The sequence below is a fragment of the Sphingopyxis sp. genome, assembly GCF_019459305.1.
Taxonomy (GTDB): domain Bacteria; phylum Pseudomonadota; class Alphaproteobacteria; order Sphingomonadales; family Sphingomonadaceae; genus Sphingopyxis.
The window spans coordinates 1-13,353 of sequence record NZ_JAIBES010000084.1 but is presented as its reverse complement, the minus strand read 5'-3'; the positions used below and the strand labels follow the sequence as shown (position 1 = coordinate 13,353).

Below are 13,353 nucleotides of genomic sequence, written 5' to 3'. Positions count from 1 at the left end.
GAATTCATGATGTCTAAATTCAAAACGATGCTGCTCGCGGGTTCGTTCGCGCTGGCACCCCTGGCCGCTACCGCGCAGGAAGCACCCGTGGCCGAAGTCGTCGCCGATGATGCTCAAGCTGATGTCAACAGCGAAGGCTTTGCCGTCGATGCCAAGGCGAAGATGCAGAAGGACATGGATGCGGCAATCGCACTGGTCGAAAAGATGTTCGACACCAGCAGCTTGCCGCCGATCGAGCCCGCTCGCCTGACCCTCGCGCAGCAGACGATGGGGGCGCTGATCCCCGCCGGCAGCCTCGAGAAGATGATCGACAACCTCTATGGCAAGATGTTCAAGACGATCATGGCCGAGCTTGGCGGCCAGTCGGACCTGATGCTGTCGATCAAGACCGGGGTCGAAAGCGACAAGATTGCCACGCTCGACGAGGCGACAAAGAACAAGATCGCCGATATGTTCGACCCGCATCGCCAGGAACGCGAAAACCAGATCACGCGAGTGATCAAGCCGCTGATCAGCGAAGCCTTGACCGATCTGGAGCGGCCGATGCGCGACGGCATGGCCAAGGCCTATGCCCGCAAGTTCAGCGCGGCGCAGCTCACCGACCTCAACAGCTTCCTCGCGACGTCCACAGGCCGCCTCTATGCCAGCGAATGGATGGCCTTGCAGGCCGACCCCGAAGTGATGGTCGCGGTGATGAAGGCGCTGCCGCCCATGGTCACCAAATTCATGGACCGCGGGCCGCAGATCGAAAAGGACATGAAGGAACTGCCCAAGGAAAAGCAGCTGTCCGACTTTAGCGACACGGAACTCGCGTCGCTCGCCAAGCTGATGAAGGTCGATGTGAAGGTGCTGAAAGAGCAGCGCGACATGTGGAAGACCGATGTGATGGAGGCGACCGATGCGGTCGCCGATGCCTCGTATGACGGCAGCGCCACCGACGCTGCGGCAGACGCCGCCGATGCCTCGTATGACGGCAGCGCCGCCGACGTTGCGGCAGACGCCGCCGATGCCGCAGCAAATGCCGCTGTGGCCGCAACTGATTATGCCAGCGAAGACCCAGCCTACGACCGCAGCAACTGGTCGGCCGCGGATCTGAAGCGCGTCGAAGATCTGGAGGCTGCCTCGGCCGCCGCCGCCACCGCCTATCTCGAAGCCGAGGCCGAAGCCGCGAACAAGGCGCGCGAACGGCTGGACAAAGCCCCCTCCGAATAGGCGCCAGCCTATACCGCCAGGACGACAAAGATGACCCACTACCCCACCCCCGAACATGCCCGGCTTACCGAGCACGGCATGTATCGCCCCGACCTCGAATCCGATGCCTGCGGCGTCGGCATGGTCGCGGCGACCGACGGCAAGGCGTCGCGCCGTGTCGTCGAGGCGGCGATCGAGGCGTTGCGTGCCGTCTGGCACCGCGGCGCGGTCGATGCCGACGGCAAGACCGGGGATGGCGCGGGTATCCATGTCGACCTGCCGGTCCGTTTCTTCGACGATGCAATCGCCGCGTCGGGCCATAAAGTGCGCCCGAACCGCCTCGCCGTCGGCATGATCTTCCTGCCGCGCACCGACCTCGAGGCGCAGGAGCATTGCCGCACCATTGTCGAGGCCGAGATCATCGACGCGGGTTTCACCATCTATGGCTGGCGCCAGGTGCCGGTCGACGTATCGGTGATCGGCGACAAGGCGCAGCGCACGCGCCCCGAAATCGAGCAGATCATGATCGCCGGGCCACTCCCCGAGGAAGCGTCGCTCGCCGAGTTCGAAAAGCAGCTCTATCTGGTCCGCCGCCGGATCGAGAAAAAGGTGATCGCCGCCCAGATCGCCGATTTTTACGTGTGCAGCCTGTCGTGCCGTTCGATCATCTACAAGGGGCTCTTCCTCGCCGAAAGCCTCGCCGATTTCTATCCCGACCTGACGAGCAAGCTGTTCGAAAGCCGCTGCGCGATTTTTCACCAGCGTTATTCGACCAACACCTTCCCGCAATGGTGGCTGGCGCAGCCGTTCCGCTGTCTTGCGCATAATGGCGAAATCAACACGATCCGCGGCAACAAGAACTGGATGAAAAGCCACGAGATCAAGATGGCAAGCCTCGCCTTCGGCGAGCATTCGGAAGATATCAAGCCGGTGATCCCCGCGGGCGCATCGGACACGGCGGCGCTCGACGCGGTGTTTGAAACATTGTGCCGCGCCGGGCGCGACGCGCCGACCGCAAAGCTGATCCTCGTCCCCGAGGCATGGGTCAACGAACCCGAAATGCCCGATGCGCACAAGGCGATGTATAATTATCTCGCCAGCGTGATGGAGCCGTGGGACGGCCCCGCGGCGCTCGCGATGACCGATGGCCGTTGGGCCGTTGCGGGCATGGACCGCAACGCGCTCCGCCCGCTGCGCTTCACGCTGACCGCCGATAATCTGCTCGTCGTCGGCTCCGAAAGCGGCATGGTCCTGCTACCCGAGGCGAGCATCCGCAAAAAAGGCCGTCTCGGCCCCGGCCAGATGATCGCGGTCGATCTGGAAAGCGGCACCCTCTACGAAGACCGCGCGATCAAGGACAAGATCGCGGGCGCGCATGACTATGGCGCACGCGTCAAAGGCTTCCGCACCATGGCCGACCTGCCCAAGGGCGGCAAATCGAGCCTGCCGACCTTCGAGCGCAGCGAATTGCTGCGCCGCCAGGTCGCCGCGGGCCTGACCATGGAAGATATGGAGCTGATCCTCTCGCCGATGGTCGAGGACGCCAAGGAAGCGATCGGGTCGATGGGCGACGACACCCCGCTCGCGGTCATCTCCGACAAGCCGCGCCACGTCGCGCAGTTTTTCCGCCAGAATTTCAGCCAGGTCACCAACCCGCCGATCGACAGTCTGCGCGAACGGCATGTCATGAGCCTGAAGACGCGCTTTGCCAACCTCGCCAATATCCTCGATGAAAAGGGCCAAAGCGACCACGTCCTCGTGATCGACAGCCCCGTGCTTGTCGGCGACGACTGGGATCGCCTGCGCGCCTATTTCGGCGATGCGGTCGCCGACATCGATTGCACTTTCCCCGTCGGCGGCGATGCCGCGAGCTTGCGCGAGGCGATCGCGCGCGTCCGCCGCGAGGCCGAGGATGCGGTGCGCGCCGGACGCAGCGAACTGTTCCTGACCGACCAAAGCATTGGGGAGGATCGCGTCGGCATGGCGATGGTGCTCGCCGCCGCCGCCGTCCACACCCATCTCGTCCGCAAGGGGCTGCGCAGTTACGCCTCGATCAACGTCCGCTCCGCCGAGGTGCTCGACACCCATGCCTTTGCGGTGCTGATCGGGGTCGGCGCGACCACAGTCCACGCTTATCTATCCGAAGCCGCGATTGCCGACCGGCACGCGCGCGGACTGTTCGGCAGCGCGCTGTCGCTCGACGATTGCCGCCTGCGCTTCCGCAAGGCGATCGACGACGGGCTGCTCAAGATCCTCGCCAAAATGGGGATCGCAGTGATCTCCAGCTATCGCGGCGGCTATAATTTCGAAGCGGTCGGCCTCTCCCGCGCGCTGGTCAACGATCTGTTCCCCGGCATGCCGGCGAAGATTTCGGGCGAAGGCTATCAATCACTGTTCATCAACGCGACCGAAAAGCATGAGGCCGCGTTCGACCAGCGCGCCACCACCCTGCCCATCGGCGGTTTTTATCGCCAGCGCGCGGGCGGCGAGACGCATGCCTATTCGGCGCAACTGATGCATTTGTTGCAGACCGCGGTCGCGACCGACAGTTATTCGACCTATCTGCAATTCTCGCGCGGGGTCGCCGACCTGCCGCCCGTGTACCTTCGCGACCTGATGGAATTCAACTATCCGGCGCAGGGCGTGTTGCTCGACAGCGTCGAGGCGATCACCGAGATCCGCAAGCGCTTCGTCACCCCCGGCATGTCGCTCGGCGCGCTGTCGCCCGAGGCGCATGAAACGCTGGCGATCGCGATGAACCGCATCGGCGCCAAGGCGGTGTCGGGCGAAGGCGGCGAAGCGCGCGAACGCTACCAGCCCTATGCCAATGGCGACAACGCCAACAGCAACATCAAGCAGATCGCGAGCGGCCGTTTCGGGGTCACCGCCGAATATCTCGGTGCCTGCGACGAGATCGAGATCAAGGTCGCACAGGGCGCCAAGCCTGGCGAAGGCGGCCAGCTTCCGGGCTTCAAGGTCACCGAGTTTATCGCGCGTCTACGTCATGCGACGCCGGGCGTGACGCTGATCAGCCCGCCGCCGCATCACGACATCTATTCGATCGAGGATCTCGCGCAGCTGATCTACGACCTCAAGCAGATCAACCCGAAGGCGCGCGTCTGCGTGAAGCTCGTCAGCTCGGCGGGCATCGGGACCGTCGCGGCCGGCGTCGCCAAGGCACATGCCGACGTCATCCTCGTCGCCGGCAACACCGGCGGCACCGGCGCCAGCCCCCAAACTAGCGTCAAATATGCCGGCACCCCGTGGGAAATGGGCCTGTCCGAAGTCAATCAGGTGCTGACCCTCAATGGCCTGCGCCACCGTATCCGCCTGCGCACTGATGGCGGCCTCAAGACCGGTCGCGATATCGTGATCGCCGCGATTTTGGGTGCCGAGGAATATGGCATCGGGACGCTCAGCCTGGTCGCGATGGGCTGCATCATGGTGCGCCAGTGCCACAGCAACACCTGCCCCGTCGGCGTCTGCACGCAGGATGAAAAGCTGCGGGCGAAATTCACCGGCAGCCCCGAGAAAGTCATCAACCTGATGACCTTCATCGCCGAGGAGGTGCGCGAAATCCTCGCCAAGCTGGGGGTGACCAGCCTTGACGAGGTCATCGGCCGCACGGAATTGCTGCGCCAGGTCAGCCGCGGCGCCGAACATCTCGACGATCTCGACCTCAACCCGATCCTCGCCAAAGTCGACGCGCCCGACAACCAGCGCCGCTCGCACGGGCTGCTTCGCAATCCGGTCCCCGACAGCCTCGACGCTCAGATCCTCAGCGACGCAAAACCGCTGTTCGAACGCGGCGAGCGGATGCAGCTGACCTATAATGTCCGCAACACTCACCGCGCTGTCGGCACCCGCCTGTCGGCCGAGGTCACCGCGAGGTTCGGCATGAACGGGCTCGCCGACAATCATGTTCAGGTCCGCCTGCGCGGCACCGCGGGCCAGTCGCTCGGCGCCTTCCTGTGCAGCGGCATCACCCTCGAAGTGTTCGGCGACGCCAATGACTATGTCGGCAAAGGTCTGTCGGGCGGCCGCATCGTAGTGCGCCCCACCGTGTCGAGCCCGCTGGTCAGCCAGCACAACAGCATTATCGGCAACACCGTCCTCTACGGCGCGACGTCGGGCACCTTGCTCGCGGCGGGTCAGGCGGGCGAGCGCTTCGCGGTCCGCAACTCGGGCGCAAAGGTCGTCGTCGAGGGCTGTGGCGCCAATGGCTGCGAATATATGACCGGCGGCACCGCGGTGATCCTCGGGCCCGTCGGCTCCAACTTCGGTGCCGGAATGACCGGCGGCATGGCCTTCATCCTCGACGCCGACGGCCAGTTCGAACGCCGCGCCAATGCCGAATCGATCGTCTGGCAGCGGATCGACAGTGCGCATTGGGAAGCGGTGGTGAAGGATCTGGTCGAAGATCATGCCAAGGCGACAGGAAGCAAATGGTCGAGCGAAATCCTTGCCGACTGGGATCGCTGGAAAGACCAGTTCTGGCAGGTGTGTCCGAAGGAAATGCTCTCGCGCCTGACTTGGCCGCTAAGCGATGCCGAGGCCGAGGTCGTCGCGGCAGAGTAATCTTCCCTGTCGCACAGCAATGGAGGTGGCAGCGCGAAGACGCTGACGGAGGGTTCATGACGCGATGTTGCTGCCCCTCCACCATTCGCTCCGCGAACGGTCCCCCTCACGATGGCTTCGCCACAGCGAGGATCGATCACCCCGTTCCGGCTGCAGTTCATCGCAACGCGGTGGCACGTTCAGCCCAGCGAAAGCGTTACATCGCTAAACATAGCGCCTTTACCGAATCTTGCGTCCTCTGAAAGGATGACAGCCATGACCCGCTTCGCCTTGATCGCCCTCCCCCTGCTTGCGGTCGCCGCGCCGCTGCCCGCGGCCGCCGCCGACCCCGAACTGCGCGATACCGTCGCAACGCTGAACGATCCGGTGGCACAGGACCGCATGGCCGACACGATCACCGCGATCGTCGGCGCGCTGATGCAGATGCCGGTCGGCCCACTCGCCGACGCCATTGCCCGCGTCGACCCCGAATCCGATGCCGCCTATATCCCCCGCGATGCGACGCTGGGCGAGGTCGCCGGGCGCGATCCCGATTACGCTGATCGCATGGGCGCCGACGTCCGCGCGACCACGCGGATGGCCGGACAAGCCGCCTCGGCACTCGCGGTTTACGCGCCGGTGCTCAAGGACATGGCGCGCGATATGGCCGCGCAATGGGAACGCGAACGCACCGTGCCACGCCGCTAAGTGACAATCCACCACCAGAACGGCCGCACCGCGCCATAGCCGTTGCGCGGGGCGCCCCGCTGCCGCTATGCCGGATCCATGTGGCAACTCTATCAATTCCCGCTCTGTCCCTTTTCGCGCAAGGTTCGCCTGTTGCTGGGCGAAAAGGGCGTCGGTTATGAGTTAATCCGCGAATCGCCGTGGGAACGCCGCGACGAGTTCATCGACCTCAATCCGGCGGGCCGCACCCCCGTGATGGTCGATCAGGCGCGCGGCCAGGTGCTGATGGACAGCATGGCGATTTCCGAATATTTCGAAGAAACCGTCGAAGGCAAGGCGATGATCAACGGCACTGCGGCTAACCGTGCCGAAATCCGCCGCCTGACAGCGTGGTTCGACCATGATTTCTATTACGAAGTCACCGGCCCGTTGCTGTTCGAGCGGATGCAGAAACGCATCGTCCACCGCCAGCCCCCCGACGGCGGTGCGCTGCGCGAGGCGATGAAGGCGGCGAACAACCATCTCGACTATGTCGATTATCTCATCGACCACCGCACTTGGCTCGCCGGCGCAACGATGAGCCTCGCCGACCTGACCGCCGCGGCGCATATCTCGGTCGCTGACTATCTGGGCGGCATCGACTGGACCGGTCACGAGCAGACGAAAGGCTGGTATTCAGGCCTGAAATCCCGCCCCAGCTTTCGCCCGCTGCTGGCCGAGCGGATGGAAATCGTGACGCCGCCGAAATATTATGAGGATGTCGATTTCTGAGCTCCGTCATTGCGGGGAGCCGAAGGCGATGCAGCAATCCGGAGCCCGCGTAAACCGCCATGGATTGCTTCGCTACGCTCGCAAGGACGATTTGATAGGGAAATCTATCAGCCCGGCCACCGTGCCGCGACCAGATAGTTCAGCGCCTCACTGCCACCCAGTTTGAAGCCCTTCGCGGGCGAAGGCGACAGGCCGGTGCGATCAACAACCTCTAACCCCGCGCCTTCGAGCAGCTTGGTCAGCTCCTCAGGCTTCAGAAACTGGTCCCAGTCATGCGTGCCGCGCGGCACCGCGCCAACGCGTTCGGCCGCCTCGACGAGCAGCAGCTTCGACAGCATCGTCCGGTTCGGGGTCGAGAGGATCATCAACCCGCCGGGCGCCAGTCTTGCCGTGAGGCCGGCGATGAACGCCGCCGGGTCGGTAACATGCTCCACCACCTCCATCGAGGTGACGAGATCAAATGTCGCAGGCGGAAAGGCAGCCAGCTCGCCCGCAAAATAGTCGATCTCCAACCCCTGCCCCACCGCATGCGCGCTCGCCGCCGCGATGTTCTCCGGCGCCGCATCGACGCCCGTCACTTGTCCGCCCATGCGCGCCAGCGGCTCGGCCAGCAGCCCCGCGCCGCACCCGACATCGATTGCCGTTCTGCCAGCCAGCGCAAAACGCTCGCGCGCGCCGACATGCCAATGCGCGTCGATCTGCGCGCGGATATAGGCCAGCCGCACCGGGTTCAGCTTGTGCAGCATCGCCGAAGAGCCGTGCGGATCCCACCAGTCGGCGGCGAGCGCGCCGAAATGGGCGGCTTCATGGGGGTTGATTGTGGCAGCGCTCATGCCCCGCGATGTGGCACTCCCCCTCGCCCCATGCAAGAAATTCTATCCGCTGCGGCGCGGGCTCCTCTTGCCTTCCCGCGCCCCCTTCCCTAACAGCCGAGCGCCGCGGAATTGTTCGAATGTTGCGGTAGAAACCAGTTTCTTGAAAGCGGGGCGAGATGGCGCGGATCGTGATGAAATTCGGGGGCACGTCGATGGCGGGCACCGAGCGGATTCGCACCGTCGCGAAACTCGTCGCGCGCGAAGTTGCGCAGGGCAACGAGGTCGCGGTCGTGGTGTCGGCGATGGCGGGCGAGACCGACCGTCTCGTCAATTTCTGCCGCGAGGCGAACCCGCGCTACGACCCCGCCGAATATGACGTCGTTGTCGCCGCGGGCGAACAGATCACCTCGGGCCTGCTCGCACTGACGTTGCAGGCGATGGGCACCCCAGCGCGCAGCTGGCTCGGCTGGCAATTGCCGATCCGCACCGAAGAAGCGCATGCCCGCGCGCGCATCGCCGACATAGACACCGGCGCGCTCGGCGCCGCGTTGGGGCGCGGCGAGGTTGCGGTGATCCCCGGCTTCCAGGGCCTGATGGACGATGGCCGCGTATCGACGCTCGGACGCGGCGGGTCAGACACCAGTGCGGTCGCCGTGGCCGCGGCACTCAAGGCCGATCGCTGCGACATCTACACCGACGTCGACGGCGTCTACACCACCGACCCGCGCATCGTCGCGCGCGCGCGCAAGCTCGACTATGTCACCTATGAAGAAATGCTCGAACTCGCGAGCGTCGGCGCCAAGGTGCTCCAGACCCGCTCGGTCGGACTCGCGATGAAAGAGGGCGTGCGCGTGCAAGTGCTCTCCAGCTTCGTCGAGGGCGACGAAGCCCCCGCCCGCGGCACGATGATCGTCAGCGACGAGGAAATAGAGGAACATCAGATGGAACGGCAGCTGATCACCGGCATCGCCCACGACAAGAATGAAGCGAAGGTCATCGTCACCCGCGTGCCCGACCGGCCCGGCGGCGTCGCCAACATCTTTGGCCCGCTCGCCGCGGCGGGGATCAACGTCGACATGATCATCCAGAACGTCGGCCGCGACAAGGGCGAGACCGACGTGACCTTCACCGTGCCCCAGACCGACCTGCTGCGCTCGATCGACCTGCTCGACGCCGCGAAGGAAAAGATCGGCTTCAACCGCATCATCAGCGACGACAAGGTGGCAAAGATCAGCGTCGTCGGGGTCGGTATGAAGAGCCACGCCGGGGTTGCGAGCACGATGTTCCGCGCGCTTGCCGATCGCGGTATCAACATCCAGGCGATCTCGACCAGCGAGATCAAGGTCAGCGTGCTGATCGACGAGGATGAAACCGAACTCGCGGTGCGTGTTCTGCACACCGCCTACGGCCTCGACGCCGACTAGGCCTGCCTAACACCCATCTTCCGTACGCCTTGAGCTTGTCGAAGGGCCGTTCTTCTTCGGTAACGCTGAAAGGAAGAACGGTGCTGCGGCAAGCTCAGCACGAACGGGTTTGCGAGGATCGGTTCAATTATTCTGCGGCGAGCGGTTCCAACTGGCCGCCCGCACCACGCCGCAGCCGCGCTTGTCCGATGAAATGTACCACCGCAATGTGGACCGCGAACAGACCGAATTTCGACGCCAGCGGGAATATCCCGATGAACAACGGCCACGATGCGGTGAAAAACACCGCGACGACCAGGTTGAGTCCCGCGCTCGCAAACATCATCGCCGCCCAGATAAAACCGAACCGGTCCATCACGTCGCCGACCAGCGCCAGTCGCTTGGGCTGAATATAGCGGTTGAGCCAGCCCTTGCGCAGCATCACCGTTCCGACGATCAGATAGACGATCGTCGGCTTCGCCATCACGAAACGCGGATCGCCGGTAAACAGCGTCGCTGCAGCGGCGAGGAGCACCGACGCCAGGCTGATCCACTGCAACGCCGCGACCTTGTGCCCGCGCGCGAGTTCATAGCCGCCGACCGCAACCGCGACGACCGTCCCGGCGACCGTGGCGGTGACGATCCCGGCACCCAAGGCCAGCAACACCGCGAAGACGATGATGCCGAGCGAATCGAACAGCATCGGCCCGATGGCATAGAGCAAGGTTCGCATGGCACATCCGTTCCGCGACTCAATGTTGTCGCCGTCAACATGACCCGGGGCGGCCCAGGCGGTCAAATCCAATTTTTCATTGTTAACATTGAGCGCAATGGACGCGCGCTCAACGGCGTCACCATCGTCCGCGTCGTGAAACGCAGGGACCCATCCCCGGTGGGTTCAACATGAACTAGCAGGAGATGGGCTCCCGCCTTCGCGGGAGAACTCGCTGCTTTTTACGAAGCGGCGAGCCCATGCCCCAAAAAGAAAGACCCGCCCCCAGGCCCATGTCCCCGGGGGCGGGGCGCGGCCCGTCATCTGTTCGGCTGGTCCCGATCAGACGAGGTCGAACCGATCGGCGTCCATCACCTTGGTCCAGGCCTTGACGAAGTCCTTGACGAACTTTTCTTCATGACCCGTTTCGGCATAGACTTCGGCCACCGCGCGCAGCTCCGAATTGGAACCGAACACCAGGTCGGCACGGGTGGCGCGCCAGGTCTCACCGCCGCCCTTGCGGTCGGTGGCGACATATTCCTGATTGTCCGACCCATCGACAGCCTTCCAGACATTGGTCATGTCGAGCAGGTTGACGAAGAAGTCGTTGGTCAGCTGGCCCGACCGCTTGGTGAAGTGGCCGTGGCCGCGTTCGCCATGATTGGCGCCGAGTACGCGCAGCCCGCCGACCAGCACCGTCATTTCGGGTACCGACAGGCCGAGCAACGAGGCGCGGTCGAGCATCATTTCCTCGGTCTTGATCGCCAGCTTCTTCTTGCCGAGATAATTGCGGAACGCATCGGCCTCGGGTTCCATGACATCGAAGCTGTCGGCGTCAGTCTGTTCCGCAGTCGCATCGCCGCGGCCGCCGGTGAACGGCACCGCGACGTTGAATCCCGCATCCTTGATCGCCTTTTCCAGCCCAACCACACCGCCAAGCACGATAGCATCGGCGATCGATAAATTGCCGCGCAGCCCGTCGAGGGTTTCGATCACCTTCGCCAGCATCGCCGGTTCGTTAACCTCCCAGTCCTTTTGCGGTGCCAGCCGAACGCGCGCGCCATTGGCACCGCCACGATGGTCCGACTTGCGGTAGGTGCTGGCAGAGGCCCAGGCGGTCTTGATCAGCTGGCTGACGGTCAGGCCGCTATTGGCAATTTTTTCCTTCACCGCCGCGACTTCGGCGTCCGAAGGCATCGTGCCGGCGGGGATCGGATCCTGCCAGATCAGGTCTTCGGCCGGAACTTCGGGGCCGAGGTACCGGACCTTCGGTCCCATGTCTCGGTGACACAGCTTGAACCAGGCGCGCGCAAAGGCGTCCTTGAAGGCTTCGTGATCGTTGCGGAATTTCTCGCTGATCGCGCGGAACTCGGGATCCATCTTGAGCGCCATGTCGGCCGTCGTCATCATGGTCGGAACCTTGATGTTCGAATCCCACGCCGCCGGAGCCATATCCTCCGCCTTCTGGTTGATGGGTTGCCACTGCTGTGCACCGGCAGGCGAATGGACGAGCTCATAATCATAGTCGAGCAACAGGCGGAAATAATTCTCCGACCATTCGGTGGGGGTGTTGACCCACGATCCTTCGATCCCGCTGGTCACAGTGTGTTCGCCGATGCCGCCGCTCTCATGGCTGCTGACCCAGCCGAAGCCCAAGGCGGCGAGGTCACCGCCGGAGGGCGCGGCGCCGAGCAGCGAAGCGTCGCCATTGCCATGCGCCTTGCCAAAGGTGTGGCCGCCCGCGGTCAGCGCGACCGTTTCTTCGGAATTCATCGCCATTCGCTCAAAGGTCGCGCGCATGTCGCGCGCCGACTGCAGCGGATCGGGATTGCCGCCCGGCCCTTCCGGGTTGACGTAGATCAGACCCATCTGAATCGCGGCAAGCGGGCCTTCGAGGGCCTCCATGCCCTTGTCGAGGTCGATACGCGTCTGGACGCCTTCGTTGACCCACTTGTCTTCGCTGCCCCAGTAAATGTCGCGTTCGGGCTCGAACACATCGGCGCGGCCACCGCCGAAGCCGAACACCGGACCGCCCATGCTTTCGATCGCGACATTGCCGGTCAGAATGAACAGGTCGGCCCAGCTGATCTTGTTGCCGTATTTCTGCTTGATCGGCCACAACAGGCGGCGCGCCTTGTCGAGGTTGCCGTTATCGGGCCAGCTGTCGAGCGGCGCAAAACGCTGCTGCCCGCTGTTGGCGCCGCCGCGGCCGTCGGCGGTGCGATAGGTACCCGCCGCGTGCCAAGCCATGCGGATGAAGAAGGGACCGTAATGGCCATAGTCGGCCGGCCACCAGGGCTGGCTGTCGGTCATCAGTGCGGTCAGATCGGCCTTCAGCGCCGAATAGTCGAGCAGCGCGAAGGCCTTCGAATAGTCGAAATCGTCGCCCATCGGGTTCGACGGGCCATTGGGAGTGAGGACTTCGGTCGCCAACATGTCGGGCCACCAATCCTTGTTGGTGCGGCCAAGCAGCGAACGCACGCCGCCGGGCTGATGGACCGGGCAGCCGCTGCCGATGGGGGTCTGGTCGTTCATACAGTCTCTCCTTTGGGTTTATCGTTGAATAGAGTGGCGCGGCAGGATGACGGGCGCGTGACGCTGGGGCGACCGGCGGGTCACCGCTAGCACTTCGGTTGGGGCCGGTCGCGAGTCGATTGGCTCATCCTTTCACCTTAGGATGGAGAGGATAGGCCGCCCTCGCCCATCGACCTAACCGAATAAGCTGAACATAGTCATTGAACGAACCGATCACCGCCGCACAGGTTGCCGCAAGGAAATAACATTGGTCGCACCGTCGTCACGCTCCGGCGAAACGCCGACATCGAAGCGCAACATCGTCCCCGGCCGAGGGGTTGACCTGATGTCCCGCATGTCCCGCACGCAACGGCGGGACGCAAATGGAGAGAGAAAGTGGCAAACCAAAACCCCAATGAGCAGCAGCAGCGCGACGAAGAACAGCGTCGCAAACAGCATCAGCAACAGCAGAATGGCGGCCAGGATCGCCAGCAGGGCGGTCAGCGTTCCGATCAGGACCGCAACAACCCGCAGCAGCGCTGATTTTTCGGCTGCATCAGCAGGGGGCCCGCCCGTTTGTGACGCCCCATTAAAACGCAACAACCATTAAACCCATAGAACGGCATCAACCCCCAAAAACCCCCACGAATTGAACCCCATACCACTTAATGACAAAACAACACAAAATAAAAAAAAAAAAACA

At 63.7% G+C, this 13,353-nt stretch carries 9 protein-coding genes; 5 read left to right on the top strand and 4 right to left on the bottom strand.

Translation table 11 applies throughout. The features are described 5' to 3' along the window. Positions 1 to 9 precede the first annotated feature (9 nt). The 4 genes from K0M74_RS09610 to K0M74_RS09595 all read left to right on the top strand — a co-directional run bounded on the left by K0M74_RS09610 (position 10) and on the right by K0M74_RS09595 (position 7,206). On the top strand, positions 10 to 1,212 hold the full coding sequence (locus tag K0M74_RS09610; RefSeq protein ID WP_293971137.1) for a DUF2059 domain-containing protein: 1,203 nt from the start codon (positions 10 to 12) through the stop codon (positions 1,210 to 1,212). Between the two features lie 30 nt (positions 1,213 to 1,242). Continuing rightward, positions 1,243 to 5,769 carry a glutamate synthase large subunit gene (gene gltB, locus K0M74_RS09605; protein ID WP_293971134.1) on the top strand — a complete coding sequence of 1,509 codons (4,527 nt, stop codon included), beginning with the start codon at positions 1,243 to 1,245 and terminating at the stop codon, positions 5,767 to 5,769. A gap of 255 nt (positions 5,770 to 6,024) precedes the next feature. Next, positions 6,025 to 6,456, top strand: coding sequence for a hypothetical protein (locus K0M74_RS09600; RefSeq protein ID WP_293971131.1), 432 nt, complete (start codon positions 6,025 to 6,027; stop codon positions 6,454 to 6,456). Between the two features lie 78 nt (positions 6,457 to 6,534). Then, positions 6,535 to 7,206 (top strand): glutathione S-transferase family protein, encoded by a 672-nt coding sequence (locus tag K0M74_RS09595; RefSeq protein ID WP_293971128.1) that lies wholly within the window; start codon positions 6,535 to 6,537, stop codon positions 7,204 to 7,206. A gap of 107 nt (positions 7,207 to 7,313) precedes the next feature. Here the strand turns inward: K0M74_RS09595 and ubiG are convergent, their stop codons facing one another. Then, positions 7,314 to 8,039 carry a bifunctional 2-polyprenyl-6-hydroxyphenol methylase/3-demethylubiquinol 3-O-methyltransferase UbiG gene (ubiG, locus tag K0M74_RS09590; protein WP_293971125.1) on the bottom strand — a complete coding sequence of 242 codons (726 nt, stop codon included), beginning with the start codon at positions 8,037 to 8,039 and terminating at the stop codon, positions 7,314 to 7,316. Positions 8,040 to 8,197: 158 nt separating this feature from the next. On the opposite strand from ubiG, the gene K0M74_RS09585 reads away from it, so the two are divergent. Then, the gene (locus tag K0M74_RS09585; protein WP_293971122.1) at positions 8,198 to 9,445 is read left to right on the top strand and encodes an aspartate kinase; all 1,248 of its coding nucleotides are present in this window, start codon (positions 8,198 to 8,200) and stop codon (positions 9,443 to 9,445) included. 127 nt (positions 9,446 to 9,572) lie between these two features. Here the strand turns inward: K0M74_RS09585 and K0M74_RS09580 are convergent, their stop codons facing one another. The 3 genes from K0M74_RS09580 to K0M74_RS09570 all read right to left on the bottom strand — a co-directional run bounded on the left by K0M74_RS09580 (position 9,573) and on the right by K0M74_RS09570 (position 13,253). Then, on the bottom strand, positions 9,573 to 10,157 hold the full coding sequence (locus K0M74_RS09580; RefSeq protein ID WP_293971119.1) for a septation protein IspZ: 585 nt from the start codon (positions 10,155 to 10,157) through the stop codon (positions 9,573 to 9,575). A gap of 321 nt (positions 10,158 to 10,478) precedes the next feature. Continuing rightward, on the bottom strand, positions 10,479 to 12,671 hold the full coding sequence (gene katG, locus K0M74_RS09575; protein ID WP_293971116.1) for a catalase/peroxidase HPI: 2,193 nt from the start codon (positions 12,669 to 12,671) through the stop codon (positions 10,479 to 10,481). A 213-nt stretch (positions 12,672 to 12,884) separates the two neighbouring features. Further along, a complete protein-coding gene (locus K0M74_RS09570; protein WP_293971113.1) occupies positions 12,885 to 13,253 on the bottom strand; it encodes a hypothetical protein in 369 nt (122 codons plus the stop codon). Positions 13,254 to 13,353: the final 100 nt, after the last annotated feature.

Coding starts and splice junctions, on each gene's coding strand:
- K0M74_RS09610 (WP_293971137.1), top strand. CDS start 10: ATGTCTAAATTCAAAACGATGCTGCTCGCGGGTTCGTTCGCGCTGGCA.
- gltB (WP_293971134.1), top strand. CDS start 1,243: ATGACCCACTACCCCACCCCCGAACATGCCCGGCTTACCGAGCACGGC.
- K0M74_RS09600 (WP_293971131.1), top strand. CDS start 6,025: ATGACCCGCTTCGCCTTGATCGCCCTCCCCCTGCTTGCGGTCGCCGCG.
- K0M74_RS09595 (WP_293971128.1), top strand. CDS start 6,535: ATGTGGCAACTCTATCAATTCCCGCTCTGTCCCTTTTCGCGCAAGGTT.
- ubiG (WP_293971125.1), bottom strand. CDS start 8,039: ATGAGCGCTGCCACAATCAACCCCCATGAAGCCGCCCATTTCGGCGCG.
- K0M74_RS09585 (WP_293971122.1), top strand. CDS start 8,198: ATGGCGCGGATCGTGATGAAATTCGGGGGCACGTCGATGGCGGGCACC.
- K0M74_RS09580 (WP_293971119.1), bottom strand. CDS start 10,157: ATGCGAACCTTGCTCTATGCCATCGGGCCGATGCTGTTCGATTCGCTC.
- katG (WP_293971116.1), bottom strand. CDS start 12,671: ATGAACGACCAGACCCCCATCGGCAGCGGCTGCCCGGTCCATCAGCCC.